The organism is Herpetosiphon sp. NSE202, assembly GCF_042688385.1.
Classification (GTDB): Bacteria; Chloroflexota; Chloroflexia; order Chloroflexales; family Herpetosiphonaceae; genus Herpetosiphon.
In genome coordinates this window covers 98833-116480 of record NZ_JBHUPY010000023.1, presented here as the reverse complement: position 1 = coordinate 116480, position 17648 = coordinate 98833, and the positions used below count along the sequence as shown (strand labels likewise).

Here is a 17648-nt window from a genome sequence, read left to right as displayed (position 1 = left end):
CGCGGGGTGGCCGGCTCGGGACGGCTATCCCCTAACACTTAATTACTACCCATTCCCCAACCTGTCCGCCCTTAAACGCCTCAAGGAGGGAGACGCAGGGTTTTCATCCCCTGCACCCCTAATATTTGGGCTGTGGATTGTTGTTGTGCTGCTGTTACTTCCAATTACTGTCCTTCGTGCTCTTCGTGCTCTTTGTGGATCAAAACTTCGCGCTCTTCGCGTTCTTCGCGGTTCCACTCGTCCCTCGTTTTTGTGGGCGAGGGGGTTGGCGACGAGAGAATGCGATTTAGCGCAGAGCAACTTTCACGCCATGTTGGATAAAGCGTTGCAGCAACTCAGGATCAATTGGATAGGTAGGATAAAAATTTAGGCGTAAAAGCTTAAGTTTGGGTAGCGCCAGCCATGATTCCAAGGCCAATGGATTATCAAGCTCTGATCCTGATATTTGTAGGATTTCAAGCTTTTCTAATTGATTAATCCATTCAGGTAACTCATGATTTCGCCACATGTGAATCGATAAACTACACAATTGATCCAGCTGGCAAATGCTCTTGGGTAATTCGTCAGTACCCGTTAGGTTGAGTGATAGATGCTTTAGCTGGCTTAACTGTGACAATAATTGGTCTAAACGTGCGATTGGAATATAGTTACCTTTAGCACGGAGTGTTTCAAGCTGGTGCAGCTGTCCCAAACGTAGGTCAAGATCGGTCAAGTTGCAACCTTCAATCGAAAGCTGGCGCAAATGCTGCAATTCGTGCAGCCATGCTGGTAGCTTGCCGATGGAATGATTAGTCAGGTGTAATTCTTCCAACCTAGACAGGCTGCGTAGCCCATCCAAGCTGTGATTGCCACTACAATCTCGACTATCCATCATAAGTTTGCGTAGGCTACTATTAGGCTGGGCTGGCGGTAAGATGTGATCAATCCCCGTATTGGCAATATCCAAGCTATGCAATTTCGGCAATTCTAAAACCCAGCCAGGCAATTCGCTAAGCTCTTCACCAGATAACCATAGCTCTTCAAGTTGATGCAATTGGCGAATTGATTCAGGAATTGCTGAGCCACTGATGGTTGTTTCTAAGGTTTTGAGGTTTGGTGGCAAGGTCGTTGTGGCAAGCTCATAACACTTGAGGTGTTCAAGTGATTGCCAGTTGTGCCAAACGTGGCCAATTTCTTGAAAATCGCTATAGCTTTCCAAATAGGTCAGTTGAGACAATTCCATGAGCCACAGCGGTACAACGATGTTGCCACTAAAACAGAGTCGGCGCAAATGATGCATCTGCCTCAGCCATTCAGGCAAAGTCGTAGGATTACGATGATCATACATTAGATCAAGCTCTTGAAGCGTGCTCATGGAGCCAATCAAATGCTCATTAGGAATACCTTTTAGATCATAGAGTAATTGTTTGAGCTGAAGGCTCGCAAACCACGCAGGTATCTCGCCTATATTTAAGCCACTAATATTGAGCGTTTGTAATGTTGGCAGCTCATCTAACCAACGGGGAAGTTCATTCAGATTGGTATAACTCATGTCAAGCGTGTGCAATTGGTGCAGCAGTGCCATACTTTCAGGCAGTTCGCTGACTGATAATTCACGGAGATGCAGTTCTTCGAGATTTGATAACTGTCCAATCCATGGCTCTAATACTTCAATTTCATCGTTATAGCTAAGATCCAATCTGCGCAACTTCGTTAGTTTGGCAAGTTCAGCTGGCAGTTGCTGCAAACGATTCCTTGATAGGTCCAAGTGTTCAAGATGGGTTAATTCGCCAATTGTTTCTGGTAGCATAGTAATTTTGAGAGACGAAAGATCGAGGTTTGGTTCACGGGTCTGGGCGTTGTGGGCAATCCGCGCCCGACACAATTGCTCGTTCATCTTCTACTCCTTAAACTAAGCAATTCTTTCTCATCCAACCAATGCGTAAGAGATCATTGCCTCCTGCCTGCTAGGCGGCGAGAGAATACAATTTAGCCCAAATCAACTTCCACGCCACGTTGCGTAAAGCGTTGCAATAATTCAGGATCAAACAATTCTGGCTCGATATGAATATCGATCTGGCGTAATTTCGGCAATTCAAGCCAACCTTCGATCCATCGTAGTTGAGTAGGCTGAATGTTGTAGCCAAGCATTATGCTTTCGAGCTTGGTCAATTGATTCAGCCATTCAGGAATTACATGGTTTGGCCCGATTCTGAGATACAAACTCCGCAGTTGCGACAGTTCGCGAATACTGGCAGGAAATGGCTCATCACTTGATAATCCAAATGATAGATGTTTGAGTTTAGTGAGCGTTGGCAAAATGCGTTCCAAGCTCGCTATGGGAATATCATTACCATGAAGATACAGTTCCTCAAGTTGCTGGAGTTGGCCCAACCTTGGGTCAAGATTGGTCAATCTACAACTATCAATCGAAAGCTCGCGCAGCTGCTGCAACTCGTGCAACCATGCTGGCAGTTGTCCAAGTGTATGATTACTCAGCCATAATTCTTCGAGCATGTGTAGGCTGCGTAGCCCATCCCAAGTGTGATTATAACTACAAGAGTAACTATTCATCCATAGCTTACGCAAGCTATTGTTGGGCTTATCTGGCGAATGCACATGATCAATTTGTGTGTTACGAATATCCAACGTGTGCAAGTTGGGCAATTCTAAAACCCAGCCAGGCAACGCGCGAAAGCCTTCACCTTCGATATGAAGTTCTTCAAGGTAGCGCAATGTCCGTATTGATTCAGGAAATGTCGCTTGATTAATCCCGAGGTCTAAGGTTTTGAGGTTTGGCGGAAAAGCCGTATCGCCCACATTCCGACACTTGAGCTGTTCAAGCGATTCCCATGCATGCCAGATTTGGCTAAGCTTGCCAAAATCGCTATAACTTTCCAAATAGGTCAGTTGGGATAATTCCATGAGCCATGTTGGCACAACAGCGTTGGCACTAAAACAGAGCCAGCGTAAATGATGCATCTGTCTAAGCCATTCAGGAAAAGCTGTTAACTCATCGTGGTTATGCCATAAATCAAGTGCTTCGAGCGTGGTCATTGTACCAATTACATGCTCATTGGCGATACCTCTTGGATAATAAACCAAATGTTTAATTGGTAACTCACTTAACCAAGCCGGAAATGTTGTCAGTTTTTCTAATCCATCAATATCGAGCATGTGCAACGTCGGTAGGTTGAGCAATTCGCGTGGCAATGCTTCAAAACCATCGAGATAGAGATTAAGTTTCTGTAAATGTGGTAAGCGCGTTAAAACAGCGGGAATACCCGTGGTTGGGTTCGCCCGAATATCCAATGCTTCAAGGCCCGTTAACTGGTCAAGCCAATCGGGAATCGTATCGAGGTTGAAAAAACTAAGATCTAAACTGCGCAAGTTGGTTAGCTTGGCAAGTTCATCTGGCAGTTCTTGCAAAGGATTCCTCGACAAATCCAATACTTCGAGGTGAGTTAACTCGCCAATTGTTTCTGGTAAGCTGGTGAGATTGAGATACGAAAGATCGAGGGTTGGCTTACGGGTTTGGGCATTGTGGGCAATCCGCGCACGACACAGTTGCTCGTTCATCTTCTGCTCCTTAAATCAAACCGCCACTGCTTTGCTGCAAGAAGTGGCGGTTTAATTCTGATCGATTAGTGGTTGGTTGCGCTTCCTCACCCCAGCTTTTGCATACTTCTAAGGGTCGGTTTCGGTTGCAAGCCACAGATTTTATGCTTCATCAATCATTGCATGCGAGACCCTGATTGCCTTTGAGGGGGTGCAGGGGGATTAAAGCCCCCTGCGTTTCCCGCTGGCGGGACGTAAGGGTGGAGCGAACCAACCCTTGAAAGCGCAAATTTTAGCGGGTGCTCCTACACGTTGAACAAGAAGTGGGCAATATCGCCATCTTTGACAACGTAGGTTTTGCCTTCAAGCCGCACGGTGCCAGCTTTTTTGGCGGTCGCCATATCGCCAGCCTTCATCAAATCGTCGAAGGCCACGATTTCGGCACGAATAAAGCCACGCTGTAAGTCGGAGTGAATTGTGCCAGCGGCTTCAGCAGCCCCAATGCCTTGGCGAATCGTCCAAGCACGCACTTCATCGTCGCCTGCGGTCAAGAAGCTAATCAAGCCCATCATCGTATACGAGGCCTTGATCACGCGGTCGCGGGCTGGCTCGGTAATGCCTAAATCGTCCATAAACATTTGGGCATCTTCATCTTCAAGCTGAGCCAATTCGGCTTCAACTTTGCCTGCCAAAGTCACAATTGCGGTCTTTGGCTTGTCGTATTCCAGCACTGGCGGCGTTTTGAGTTGCTTTTCGTCGATATTGACAACAACCAACATTGGCTTGCCGCTGAGAAATTGGAAGCCACGCAATACTTTGGCTTCTTCTTCGCTCAATTCTTGGGCGCGAATCGGCACATCTTGTTCGAGGCCGGTATACAAGCGCTCAAGGGCGCTCAGTTCGACCATGCGCGTTTCGCGGTCTTTGCCAACCATTTTGGTCACTTCGCCACGCAAGCGGCTCAAACGGCGCTCGATAATCGCCATGTCCGAGAACATCAATTCCATGTCGACTGAGGCTAAGTCGCGGGCAGCATTAACGGTATCTTGGGCATGGGGCACGCCATCATCCTCAAAAGCACGCACGACATGCAGTAAGGCATCGACTTGGCTGATGTAATTGAGAAACTGTGGATTCAAGCCGCCGCTTTCATGGGCATTGCCGCTCATCCCCGCCACGTCGATATATTGGACATCGGCTGGGGTGAGCTTTTTGGGCTTGTACATTTTGGCCAAAGCATCAAGCCGCTCGTCGGGCACTTTGACCATGGCGATATTTGGCTCGATCTGGCCTGATGAATAGGCGTTCGTTTCAGCGGTATTGCGGGTTAGCGCATTAAATACCGTGGTTTTGCCGCTGTTGGGCAAACCAATAATCCCGATTTTCATGAAACCCCTTTATTTATGGTGTTGGTGTAATTTGAACCGTTGGTGTCGTGGTTGTGCCGCCCAAGCTTTCACGTGGTGGCGGTGGCGATGGCAAGACCATCGAATAAATTCGGTTGCTATTGGCAAGATACAGCATTTTGCTGGAGCCGCTGCCAACCACTGCCACGTCGTTGAGCAATTCGAGTTTGATGGTGCTGGTGCTCGGCACTTTCAGCTGTTGAATAATCTCGCCTTGGCGATTGACTTCGATCACCCGTTGATTGACTGCATCGACGATGAAAAAATGGCCTTGGTTGTCGCGGAAGGTTTCGGCGCTAACTTCTTGCTCGACGAACAAGCGCCGCGCCCGCAATGGCGGATCAAGCGCTGGCACGCTTACAGTATCGATCAACGAGCCGCCCTCGAAAATGCCAACCGTGCCATCAGGCTGAAGCATATAGATCCGCCCGTCAATCGCAATATCGACGACCGCTTTGGTGTTGAAATCGCCAGTTGCTTCGGTGATCCAATTTTCGGGCAAGTTGGCGAACTCGCCTGAGCGATAGCGCAGAATTTCGCCAGCAGTTGCGCTATCGGTGCGCCCCAAATCGTAGACATACAAGCCGCCGCCGTAGGTCTCAATATCAGGAAATGGCTGGCGCGTCCAAAGTTCGCTGCCTTGGATGGTGCGCGAAACCCAGGTTTTGGTGTCGCGCAAATAGAAATAGATATTTGATTGGGCATTGAGATTGGGCGGTGCATCGATGGCCGCTAGCTCGCCTTCGCGCAACATCACGCTGCGAATTGGCGCTGCTGGCAAGCCTGCAATTTCGTCGCCATCTTTGAGCATGCTGACGGGCTGGCCGCTGCTACCTTCGGTGTAGCTATAAAGCGCGCCATTCTCAGTGCCAATAAAATACAAGTCGTTTTTGCCAGTGTTTGGCGTGACAATCAGCTTGCCAATCGTGTCGCTGGTTGGCATCGTCGTTACCAATTTGAGGTCAGTCAAAAACGAGGTGCGATCAATGCTGGCCCGCAGGTTATCGGATTTTTTGCGCAACGCCAGATAATCGGCCTTGCGGGTTGGATTGCTCATATAGCCCTGATCGCTGGCCAAGGTTTCGAGATGGGTGTCTAATTCGCCCAATTCTTCCAAGGCTGCGCGATCGTCGGTGGCTTTAACCGCCGTTTCAAATTTGGCATTGGCTACATTCAAGCTATCTTGGTAGGCAGCTTCGGTGTTTTGGGTGCGCCGATCTTGCACATAGAACCAACCACCGCCAACCAACACAATCAGCAAGGCGATTAATGTCCATGGAATGTTGCGCCGTCGCGAACGCCGATACGATAAATCGCCACCGCGAGCTTGGGCAAAGCGCGGCAATGGCGGAGCCATCGGGCGGCTGTTGCGGCCAAAATTGGCAATATAGGTCACGATTGCTGCCAGCAAATAGCGAAATGGCGCAGTGAATTTCTGCCAGCCAGTCAATGGCACCACCGGATCGCGCTGCGGCACAGGCACGGCGGCAAAATCGACCGGCAACGGCTCCATGTCGGTCAAATCGATGCTTGGCGCGCTGCTGGCGGCCTGAATTGCCGCGACCATGCTGGTTTCGCCCAAATAGGCGCTGGGCAACCATTGCTCAGCATCACGCAAGCTACGTGGGCGATAGCGCGGGCGCTCGTTGAGCCAGCCCATATCGCGTGGATCGACTTCCTCAAGCTCTGCTGGCATTGGTGGCAGTTCATCAATGGCCGAGCTAGGATCATCGTTTTCATCATCTTTTTCGCGGCGCACCATCAAGGCAGCATTGGCCGTGACATCGCTAATCCATTCGCCAACCACGCTGGCAGCGGCCTTGCCGCGTTCGGCCAAACCCTCAGCAGAGAGCAATTCGCTATTTGGGTCAACAAACGGCAGCATATCGATTAGGGCAACGTGGGCTTCATTCAAGCTATTGCGCCGTGCGATTGCGTACAATTCTTCCAGCGAAGCAGAAGCCTCGGAAAGACAAAACATGCGCTCGGCATCGGCACGACCAAGCACCCGCGCCAAGCGGCTTGAACAGAGCACCAACATATCACCAGCTTCGACCACGTTGCGAAACATTTCTGGCTCGCTGAACAAACTCGTGCCAAGCGCGTTGGGCGGCATAATTGTTGAGCTACTGACGTTGCCCTGCCACGAAGGATTGGTTGGCAAAGCGCGTAATTGGCCGCGATGGGCAACATAGGCTTGGGTTGGCTGCACTTGGGCAATATATAAATCGTTGTTGCGCAAAACCGCACATGTACAACCAACCGCAGTTTTTTGGTGGTGTGCAGCCTTGAAATTAAATTCATACAGGGCAGTATTGGCAGCTTTTAGGGCATTACGCAAGCCAGAGGTAATACTAAATGAAGTATCGGCATAAAATGTTTTGATTACGGTTTGGGTAACAAGATCACACGCTTCTTTACCGCGCGCACCTTCATTAACTGCATCGGTTAATACAAACAAATGGCCTTTGCGAGCCTCAGGTGCGAACAAATTATTTGGCATCGCACTATTAATGCGATCGCTCACATCTTGGCGCAAACCATTGACAATGCCAAATTGATAGGTTTGTAATTTATAACGTGACATTTAAGCGTTATTCCATATCGCAGTACTTAATCGTTGCACCCAATCAAGGTTGGTCATATCGAAATGCAGCGGCGTAATCGAGACATGGTTGTTGGCCACTGCGCCAAAATCGGTGCCATCATCGGGCTTGCCTTCAGGCGCGGCCCCGCCAACCCAATAATAGGGTCGACCGCGCGGATCAAGCCGCTTGATCAACTCGTCGCGGTAAATCCGATGGCCCAAGCGGGTAACTTTGGCATCGTTGACGATTTCGGCTGCGCCTTGCGGCACATTGACATTCAACAAAATATCGCTGGGCAATTGCAATTCCATGGCGCTGGCGGCAATTCGCCGTGCCCAAGTGGCAGCCACACTAAAATCGCTGTCCGGCTTGTAGCCATCAACCAGCGAAATTGCAATCGAGCGAATGCCAACCACGAGGCCTTCCATGGCGGCGGCAACCGTGCCGGAGTAGAGCACATCGTGGCCAAGATTGGCTCCAAGGTTAATGCCCGAAACCACCAAATCAGGCCGATGATCGAGCACACCAAGCAAAGCAAGGCCAACACAATCGGCGGGCGAACCATCGCAAGCGAGGGCTGAGCTGCCATCTGCAAGCTGCACTTCGTTGACGCGCAGTGGGGCAAATAAGGTGCGACTATGGCTGCCTGCGCTCCAATTGCGCTCAGGCGCAACAACAGTGACACGGCCAATCTGCTCAAGTTGACCTTTCAAGGCCAACAAGCCAGGGCTATGCACACCATCATCATTGGAAAGCAAAATGTTCATGATCGCTCCTCAGGCCACCAGAGCCTGCTCATTCGCGGGCATTATAGGGCATTATGCCACGACATGCCAAACGCCAAGCGCTTGTCGTTGCCAACAAGCGCTCCGTTGCTTCATTTAGGGCGTTACCACCGGAGTTGGTTGTGGTTGTTCCGGTATCGGCGATGGCTCAACGACGGGTGGCGTAGTTGGTACTACAACTGGCGGTGCGGTTGGCTCTATAACTGGCGGCGTGGTTGGTTGCGCTGGCGGTGCGGTTGGCTGGCTGGTATCCGGCGAGCGAATACCTAAAATAATTACGGTATTCAGATCCACCGCCGAGCCAACCCCTGGCAAACTACTGACCACCGCATAGGCTGGAAATTGATCAAAAACAGGGCCAAGCCGATCGCGGCCTTGATAATCGACCACAATCTTATCGGGGGTAAAGCCCAAGTTCATCAACATCTGGCGGGCTTGGTTTTCGCCATAGCCAACCAAATTTGGCATTTGCACTTGGCCCGGCCCCAAAATTGGTGCGGTCGGGGTCAGTGGGTCGGGGGTTGGCGTGCCTGGCGTTGGCGTTGGCGCAACCGCATCGCAGCTTGGCAACTTATCTGGATCAACCGCCACCGGCGAATCTTCGCCATTATCGCCGCGATCGCTGGTATAGCCCTTCCATTTGCTCAGATCGATCCGTTCGTCGTCGTTGCTTTCTGGCAACTTCCAGACATAAATCGATGAGATCGCACCTTCGGGATACTCAGCGCCAGCGACTGGGCGGCAATAAGTTGATGTTTGTTTGCCTTCAGCATCAGTTGTGGTGAGCCTAACCACCGAGATTTTCTCGTAGAGGTCGCAGCGCCCACCAGAATCTAAGCCATCGATAAACAGCTCGTCGGTGCGCCCGCCGAATGCGCCTGGGATTTCGCAAATTTCCTCGCGATACACGCCAGGATACGATTTTGCAAAGCTTTGGGGCATACTATCGATGCCGCCATAGAAGCCAGCCAAGCGATTCATAATTGCGTCATTGGCAAAAATTGCTTCCATCGTGCGCGCCCAAATCACGCCCCCACCTTGGGTACTTTCCACTTGGGCGGTTTGTTCGTTGTTGTTATTGCCCGTCCAGACCGTGACCGTGACAAATGGTGTAAAGCCTGAAGCCCAGGCATCGCGGAAGTCGTTGGTCGTACCGGTTTTGACCGCTGCTGGCAACGAAAGTTTCAAGATGCTGTTGGTGCCGAAAATTGGGCGGCGTGCTTCGTTGTCGCTAATCATGTTGGTGATGATATGGTTTAAGCGACCATCAACACATTGGGTTCCATTCGGCAAACGCGCACCTAAGCGATAATCTTCGCCATCAGGAATCACGCATTTGCTGGTATCGCTGACGGCATCACTCTCGGGATTGGCGAGCGGGGTTGGCTTGAATTCTTCCAAGGTTTTGCCGCGCGCATCGGTAATTTTAAGAATTGGGGTTGGCGCAAAATAACGGCCACCACTAGCAACCGTATTATAGGCCGTCGCCAAATCCAATGGCGTAACTTCGCCACCACCAAGGGTCAGCGCCAAACCATAATAGCCGGGATCGTTGGCCAACACGTTGGGCGAAATCCCTAAGCGATGCAGTAAGTTCAAGGTTTCGGGAATACCTGCCGCCTTAAGACCCTTGACCGCTGGAATATTCAGCGAGTTGGCAACTGCGGTGCGTGCACGCAACGGGCCATGGAATTGATTATCAAAGTTTTGTGGTTCGTATTTGACCCCACGTGGATTGAAAATCGTTGGCACATCCCACAAGACGCTGGCAGGCGTGATGCCGCGTTCGCCCTTGGTGGCAACATATTGCTCCATGCCCGAAAGATAGGTGAATGGTTTCAAGGCCGAGCCTGGCTGGCGCAAAGCAGTGGTGACGTTCACCTTGCCATCAAGCACGTTGCCTTCTTCACCTGGCGTTGTCGTCGTCTCAGAAAGATCATAGCCAATCGAGCCAACCATCGCCAGAATTTGACCAGTGTTGGGCTGCATAACCACAACTGCCGCATTGTGAATGTTACGTTCAGCAGCGTTGAGTTCTTGAATCCGCGTGTAGGCGATGGTTTGGGCCAAATCTTGGGTTTGCAAATCGAGGGTTGTGGTGATGCTCAGACCACCATTTGAAACCACCTCAGCGCCATAGCGTTGTTGCAAATAATCTTTGACATAGAACACAAAGTGCGGTGCTAACAAACTGACTTCAGGCTTATCAAACTGTAAATCGGTCGCCACCGCCGCCCGTGCTTCGCGCTCGGTCACATAATTGTTGCGCACCATTTGGCGCAGCACTTCGATCTGACGACCTTTGGGTGGCACAATCTCGCCTTTAACATCGTTGGCAAGATCGTACATTGGGTCAAGCCAAACATCCTTGGGCAATTTGAGGCCTTTAAGCACCAATTTATCATCGAGCCAAGGCATTGGATCATAGGTCGTTGGCAGCTGGGGAATCCCGCCAAGCAACGACGCTTGGGCTATATCGAGGTCTTTGGCATCAATGCCGAAATAGTTTTGGGCCGCAGCCTGAACGCCATACGACAAGTTGCCATAGGGAATTTCGTTGAGGTAGAGTTCGAGAATTTCGTTTTTGCTATAAACCGTGTTCAGCTCTTGGGCCAAGATAATTTCTTTAACCTTACGGCTATAGACGTTGGGATCTTGGCGTTCCTCAGGCGTGAGCACAATTAAGCGCACAACCTGTTGGGTAATCGTTGAAGCACCACCAGCACCCACGCTTTGTTGGGTGATGTTGGCAAAGGTTGCCCGCGCAATACTGAAATAATTCACGCCAGAGTTTTCAAAGAACGAAGCATCTTCGGCAGCGACCGTTGCATTAATCAAATGCTTAGAAACTTCATCGAGATTAACCGGTGTCCGCCGACCTTCACCGACAAATTCATAGAGCAACGTGCCATTGCGATCATAAATTTTCGAGGCTTGAAAGGCGGTGTAGGTATGGATTTGATCAAGCCGTGGCTTCAAGTTGGCGGCAATGCCATTGTAGGTAACGGCCATCGCCACCCCACCAACAGCCATAAATACCAGCCCAACTGCCAGCAAGCTCATAAAAGCAATGCCGATGCGGCGGCCCATCGAGCGCTGCGCGCCCTTATTGCCAAGGCGCGAGGGAATAAAACGCGTTGTGCGGCGTTGTCGCCGTGAGATTACATTTCGAGATGTTTGACGCATAGTAGACACATACCCCTTTGGATTCGGTGTGTGGTCGCCGGATATATAACAAGGCGGCTCGCGCCGCCTCGGATATTCTACCATGCTCAAGTTAGGAAGTTGCAAAAATTGATGCTTTTTCAGCTCTCCATCAGTTGAACATCAGGCAAGCGCAGGCGCTAAACGAGCCATGGTATAGGCATCGACCAGCTTGCCGCCGCGATAGGCGTAGTTGCGCAAAGTGCCTTCGACCGCAAAATCAAAGCGCTTGTAGAGCGTAATTGCTGGCGTATTGTCGGTAAAGACCACAATTTCGAGCCGACTTAAGCCAAGCCAATTTTCGGCCAAATCGATAATTGCTGCCATCAAGGCTGCGCCAATCCCACGGCCTTGGTAATCGTCGCGCACCGCCAGCTCCAAATCGCCTGCATGGCGGCGACGACCCTCGCCAATTTCAAGGCTAATCACGCCTACAACCATGGCATCGATGGTAGCAACCAAGCGTGGCGTTTCGGTATCGGGATTTTCAACCCGCCGCCGCCAAACATCCTGAGCCGGAAATGGCACGTGCAATGATCCATCAAGCACGTTTGGCCCGCTAAATATGGTCGCAAGATCAAGGTAATCATCTGGCTCCAAGGCCCGAATGATAATATCCAAGCTTTTACTCATGAAACTACTTTCTCGAAAAACTTAGCTAACACGATATAAGGGTGTTTGGCGCAAGGCGGCCAAATCTGCTGCCCCAGTACAAAACATACTGATGCGCAATTGATCAATAATTGCCGAAATTGCGGCATGGACTGCATCGCTGCCGCCCTGGTTTTGGGCCAATAAATTTGGCGCAGCCGATGCGCCCAAATCAGCGCCAAGCGCAATTGCTTTGGCAATATCCAGCCCGCTGCGCACGCCACCAGAGCCAATAATACCAATTGTTGGCAAGGCTGCACGCACCTGTTTAATCGCCTCGGTGGTGGGAATGCCCCAACCAGCAAACGTGCCAGCGGTATCTTGACCAGTTTTGCTCGGCTGGCGAAAGCGTTCGACTTCGCTCCAACTGGTGCCGCCAGCGCCAGCAACATCGATTGCCTGCACGCCAGCCTCGACCAAGCGCTTGGCTGCTTTGCCGCCAATGCCATTGCCAACTTCTTTGGCAATTACTGGCACTGGCAAGGCCCGACAAAGGGCCTCGATTTTCGCCAATAAGCCAGCAAAATTGGTATCGCCTTCTGGCTGTACAGCCTCTTGCAAGGCATTAAAATGCAAAATCAGCGCATCGGCCTCAATCATATCCACTGCGCGCTGGCATTGCTCGATGCCATAGCCATAGTTGAGTTGCACCGCACCCAAATTGGCGAATAAGGCAATATCGGGCGCGACCCGCCGCACTTGATACGACGAAGCCACGTTTGGGTCGAAGATGGCCGCGCGTTGCGAGCCAACGCCCATCGCCACACCCAAGGCTTGGGCGGCTTCAGCCAATTGTAAATTAATTTCCTCGGTTGGTGCAGCGCCACCAGTCATTGAGCTAATTAGAAATGGCGCATTGAGCTTTTTGCCCAAAAATGTAGTGCGCAAATCAATGCAGTGCATATCCAATTCTGGCAGGGCATCATGCTCAAAATGATAGCTGCCAAAGCCAGTTGTGATACCTTTGGCATTAACATCTTCGTTAATCACAATCTTCACATGATCAATTTTGCGGCCTTCGGTTGCAGTTTCTGTCATGATCCAGCCTCGTTATTCGTCATCAGCCCCAAAAAATTCAAGCCATTCATCGATCTCATCGGGATGCACTGGCGGCGGTGGTTTGTGTAGCCGTTCGCCGGTACTTGCCTGCGGGTTTTTGCCACCCCGCGAGAGCCGTGGCCGCCCATCAGCATCACGCGGAATTGGGTCGGGCTGGTCTTTGCGGCGCGGCGGCAGTTGCCAACGCTCAGGCGGTTGTGGCACAACAATTGGTTTAGCAGCCTGGGGCGAACGCCGTTTGGCTTGGGTTCCTGTGCGCTGCTGGCTTGGGTGGTTTGGCTTAGGCTTGCGCGTCAGGTCAACCTTGCTCTCAGCACTCTCTTTATCAAAGCCAAAAAAATCCAGCCATTCTGGCAACTGATCTTGACGCACATGGGCATGCATCTCTTGGTGCGTCGGCGCATTCGGATCAGCAGCACCCATCGATTCGAGCAGAGCGGCAAAATCGCGGGCGTTGATCACCCGTGCGCCAACTGCATCGGCCACATAGGTAATCGCGCGGTCTGATGAAACCAACACCCATTCGCTGGCGCGAGATAAACGCACAAGTTGCGATTTGATCATCTCGTCTGCATCGCTTGGCGAGCGGGCAAAGCGCACAGTTACGCCACCGCCGCCAAGCGTGCGCTGGGTATATTGGCCACGGTCAAAGACCACCGAAACGCTGACTTTGCGCGTAATTGCAAAGCGTTGCAACAATTGTACTAATTTTGCTTCGTCATCAGGGTCATTTAGGCGAATTGTCGCCAGTTGGCCAATTAAGTTATGGCCATCAATTAAATAGGGCATACACAGCCTCAGTTTGGTTGTTTGTATGATCCCCGTAGCCTACGGGCGATCAGCGTTTTTAGTTTTCACTGCTGCGCTCGGAGAACGCGGAGAGGGCAAATTCAACCTAGAAATGCCATGTGCTAGTGCTTGTCACAATGCTATAGGATATACATCATAACAAATAATTGGCTTGCTGGGCGGTCTATTTGGTTGTTTGCGGTTAATTGTACGTCAAGGAGCAGGATATGCAGCATCAATCTGTACGGCAATTGTTTGAAGCAGCCGAAATGGGAAGTTTATCGCCATTGGCGGCCTATAGCGCGAACGCCAAACGCGATCAGCCTGAGCCAGCCTCGCCAGTGCGCACTGAGTTTCAGCGCGACCGCGACCGAATTTTGCATTCTAAGGCGTTTCGGCGGCTCAAGCATAAAACCCAAGTCTTTATTGCGCCAATCGGCGATCACTATCGCACGCGTTTAACCCACACACTTGAAGTAACCCAAATTGCGCGCACGATTGGCCGAGCCTTGTTGCTCAACGAAGATTTGATCGAGGCCATTGGTTTGGGTCACGATTTGGGCCACACGCCGTTTGGGCATGCAGGCGAGGCCGCCTTAGCCAAAGCAATTGGCCGCAGATTTCGCCATAATGAGCAAAGCGTGCGCGTGGTTGAGCTATTGGAGAAACATGGCGAGGGGCTGAATTTGACGCAGCAAGTGCGCGAGGGCATTTATTCACACTCCAAATCGCGCAAAGATATTACCACCGCAACCTGGGGCACGGCCTCAACCCTCGAAGGCCAAATTATTAAATTGGCTGATAGCGTGGCCTACATTAACCATGATATTGATGATGCAATGCGCGCTGGTATTTTGCAGCTGGGAGATTTGCCCAGCGCCTATGTTGCCATGCTTGGCACAACCCACGCCGAGCGCATCAATACCATGGTCTGCGATATGATCGACCATAATTGGTGGGCACGCGGCGAGCAACCAGCACCCAGCGATTTAACCATCAGCATGAGCCCGCAAATTTTAGAGGCCACCAACGGCGTGCGTGAATATATGTATGCCAATGTCTACCTGCGTGGCCCGGCCAAAACCGAAGATGGCAAAGTCGATTATGTTATCAACACCTTGTATGAATATTATTGTCAGCACCCAGAGTCGCTGCCCAGCGATCTGCTGGCAATTGGTCAACAACGTGGCGAGCCAGTCGAACGCGCCGTAATCGATTATATTGCTGGCATGACCGACCGCTATGCGCTCAAAAAATTCAACGATCTGTTTATTCCCAAAACGTGGGATATGTAGAACGAGGGGCCAGGGGCCAGAAGTTAGGCTATAGGCTTTCGGCAAGGAGGATCATGCCCTCACCCCAGCCCCTCTCCCACTGAACGCAGGCGAGGGGAGCCGACTATTTTTTACTGCGCATTGCTGTATAACCACACGGTTAAAGCCCCTCGCCCGTGGCACGGGAGAGGGGTTGGGGTGAGGGCATCATGCGCTTGGTTGTCAATCCAAAAGCCTATAGCCTATCGCCTCGTCCTTCGTGCGCTTCGTGCTCTTCGTGGTTAAATAAAACTGATCCCTGACCCCTGATCCCTCGTTCTATATTCTTGGTTTATAATAGCGATCTATTGATACTTGACTAGACACAGCCAACTGTGGAGGTTTACCAGGTGCAAACGTATTTGTTTTCGGCAGAAGTTGTTTTGGGCATTGCCTTGATTACTTTGGTGCTTTTACAAGCCAAAGGCAATAGCGCCAGTGTGTTGGGTGGCCGCAACACCTCAGCCGCCTATCGTACTCGGCGCGGCGTTGAAAAAACCCTGTTTAGCGTAACGATTGTGATCGCCAGCGTATTGATTCTCTTGGCGCTGTTGCATCCCTTCTTATTAACAGTCTAAGCGTATGGTTCGACGTATTCGCTGGCAAATTGGAGCCACCTTGGTTTGTGCTAGTCTGATTTTGTTGTTGTTGGCGCACTTAGCGCTAGCAACAACAGCAGGCGGCGAGGCAGGCGTTGGCGGGGTCTATCGTGAGGCTTTGGTTGGCGAGATCAACGATCTCAACCCCTTGCGCGGTAGCGCTCAAACCCGTGCCGAGGCCGACCTGAGTGGCTTGTTGTTCGAGGGCTTGACCCGCGTTGAGGCCACCGGTGTGGTTGTGCCTGATCTTGCAGAAAATTGGCAGGTCAGCAGCAACAACTTGGTCTATACGATGACCTTGCGCAATGATGTTCGTTGGCACGATGCTACGCCTTTTTCGGCCAATGATGTGATCTGGACGATCGACTGGATCAAAAGCCCGCAATTTAATGGCGATCCCAGCCTCAAGTTGGCCTGGCAAAATATTGCGGTTACAGCGCTTAACCCGCAAACGGTGCGCTTTAATTTGCCCGTAGCCTTCGCGCCATTCCTCAATCAACTCACTGTGCCGATGTTGCCGTCGCATCTGTTGCGCAACGCCACGCCCGAACAATGGCAAGCTTGGAACCAGCAACCAATTGGCACTGGCAGTTTTCGCTTTGGCCAACGCGATGGCAATTTAATCGAATTATTGGCAAATGCCGATTATCGGCCCAATATTCCCAATAGTCGCCCTAATTTGGAGCGGCTGGAGTTTCGGCTGTACCCAACCATGGAAGCAGCCCACGAGGCGTTACGCCGCGATGCTGTCGATGCCTTTGCCTACGATGTGACTGAGCAAGGCGAATTGCCGCTGCCAGTCGGCTATCGGCGCGTTCGCGCACCCTTGGCCGATTATGTGGTGCTAACGATTAATTTGCGTCGTCCGCCGCTTGATGATTTGCGCGTGCGCCAAGCCATCGATTATGCAGTTGACCCCAATAGCTTGATTGCCGACGTGCTGCAAAATCGGGCCTTGCCGTTGACTTCGCCAATTTTGCCCTCATCGTGGGCCGTGGCCGATGAGCTGACTGGCTATATCGACGATGCAGAACAAAGCCGCGCCAATGGCTTGCTCGATCAAGCAGGCTGGCAACGCGATGAGCAAGGCTGGCGGCGCAAAGCTGGCCAATTGTTGAGCTTTGAACTGGTCAGCGCCAATAGCCATGAACGGAGCGCCATTGCCGAGCGAATTCAGGCTCAATTGGCAACGGTTGGGGTTTCAACCAGCCTGCAATTGGTGCCAAGCAGCAATCTACAAGATACGCTCAGCCAACATACCTTCGATTTGGCAATTCATGGTTGGTCGAATTTGGGCAGCGACCCCGATGTCTATGAATTATGGCATTCGTCGCAGGTCAATGCCGCCAACTTTGCTGGACTCGAAGATCCAGCAATTGACGATTTATTGGTGCGAGCACGCCAAACCACCAACCAAGAGACGCGCCGCGAATTATACGCCGAGTTTCAGGCCAAATGGCTAGCCCTTGCGCCTTCGGTGATGCTCTATCAGCCATTGTTGGAGCAGCAAGTCGCACCATCAATTGAGGTGCTGGGCCTTGCGCCAGTCAATCAGCAGGCCGAAGTGCTCTATCGCTACAGCGACCGCTTCCGCCGGATTGCCAATTGGTATCAAGTAACTACCCGTCAAGTGTTGCCCAACTTCCGCAATGAACCACAAAACGAACGCCCACGCTAATCAGCTGGGCGTTGCGGCTTTTTTTAGGGTTGTTGATGA

At 51.4% G+C, this 17648-nt stretch carries 12 protein-coding genes; 3 read left to right on the top strand and 9 right to left on the bottom strand.

The features are described 5' to 3' along the window. Window positions 1–286: 286 nt before the first annotated feature. The 9 genes from ACFMKP_RS22515 to ACFMKP_RS22475 form a co-directional block, all read right to left on the bottom strand. The gene (locus tag ACFMKP_RS22515; protein WP_382295408.1) at window positions 287–1876 is read right to left on the bottom strand and encodes a leucine-rich repeat domain-containing protein; all 1590 of its coding nucleotides are present in this window, start codon (window positions 1874–1876) and stop codon (window positions 287–289) included. A 92-nt stretch (window positions 1877–1968) separates the two neighbouring features. Continuing rightward, on the bottom strand, window positions 1969–3558 hold the full coding sequence (locus ACFMKP_RS22510) for a leucine-rich repeat domain-containing protein (protein ID WP_382295405.1): 1590 nt from the start codon (window positions 3556–3558) through the stop codon (window positions 1969–1971). Between the two features lie 284 nt (window positions 3559–3842). Continuing rightward, complete coding sequence (gene ychF / locus ACFMKP_RS22505) at window positions 3843–4925, bottom strand: redox-regulated ATPase YchF (RefSeq protein WP_382295402.1); 1083 nt, start codon at window positions 4923–4925, stop codon at window positions 3843–3845. A 13-nt stretch (window positions 4926–4938) separates the two neighbouring features. Beyond that, entirely contained in the window at window positions 4939–7530 is a 2592-nt protein-coding gene (locus ACFMKP_RS22500; RefSeq protein ID WP_382295399.1) for a hypothetical protein, read from the bottom strand. After that, window positions 7531–8298, bottom strand: coding sequence for a 5'/3'-nucleotidase SurE (surE, locus tag ACFMKP_RS22495; RefSeq protein ID WP_382295396.1), 768 nt, complete (start codon window positions 8296–8298; stop codon window positions 7531–7533). Between the two features lie 114 nt (window positions 8299–8412). Further along, complete coding sequence (locus ACFMKP_RS22490; RefSeq protein ID WP_382295393.1) at window positions 8413–11502, bottom strand: transglycosylase domain-containing protein; 3090 nt, start codon at window positions 11500–11502, stop codon at window positions 8413–8415. A gap of 141 nt (window positions 11503–11643) precedes the next feature. After that, window positions 11644–12153 carry a GNAT family N-acetyltransferase gene (locus ACFMKP_RS22485; RefSeq protein ID WP_382295390.1) on the bottom strand — a complete coding sequence of 170 codons (510 nt, stop codon included), beginning with the start codon at window positions 12151–12153 and terminating at the stop codon, window positions 11644–11646. Window positions 12154–12174: 21 nt separating this feature from the next. Continuing rightward, window positions 12175–13209 carry a type 2 isopentenyl-diphosphate Delta-isomerase gene (gene fni / locus ACFMKP_RS22480; protein WP_382295387.1) on the bottom strand — a complete coding sequence of 345 codons (1035 nt, stop codon included), beginning with the start codon at window positions 13207–13209 and terminating at the stop codon, window positions 12175–12177. Window positions 13210–13221: 12 nt separating this feature from the next. Further along, a complete protein-coding gene (locus tag ACFMKP_RS22475; RefSeq protein WP_204755701.1) occupies window positions 13222–14019 on the bottom strand; it encodes an NYN domain-containing protein in 798 nt (265 codons plus the stop codon). 227 nt (window positions 14020–14246) lie between these two features. Between ACFMKP_RS22475 and ACFMKP_RS22470 the strand changes: the two genes are divergently transcribed. From ACFMKP_RS22470 to ACFMKP_RS22460, 3 genes are all read left to right on the top strand, one after another. Next, complete coding sequence (locus ACFMKP_RS22470; RefSeq protein WP_382295384.1) at window positions 14247–15314, top strand: deoxyguanosinetriphosphate triphosphohydrolase; 1068 nt, start codon at window positions 14247–14249, stop codon at window positions 15312–15314. 368 nt (window positions 15315–15682) lie between these two features. Beyond that, the gene (gene secG, locus ACFMKP_RS22465; RefSeq protein WP_054534693.1) at window positions 15683–15910 is read left to right on the top strand and encodes a preprotein translocase subunit SecG; all 228 of its coding nucleotides are present in this window, start codon (window positions 15683–15685) and stop codon (window positions 15908–15910) included. Between the two features lie 4 nt (window positions 15911–15914). Next, window positions 15915–17609 carry a peptide ABC transporter substrate-binding protein gene (locus ACFMKP_RS22460; RefSeq protein ID WP_382295381.1) on the top strand — a complete coding sequence of 565 codons (1695 nt, stop codon included), beginning with the start codon at window positions 15915–15917 and terminating at the stop codon, window positions 17607–17609. The last annotated feature ends 39 nt before the right edge of the window (window positions 17610–17648 follow it).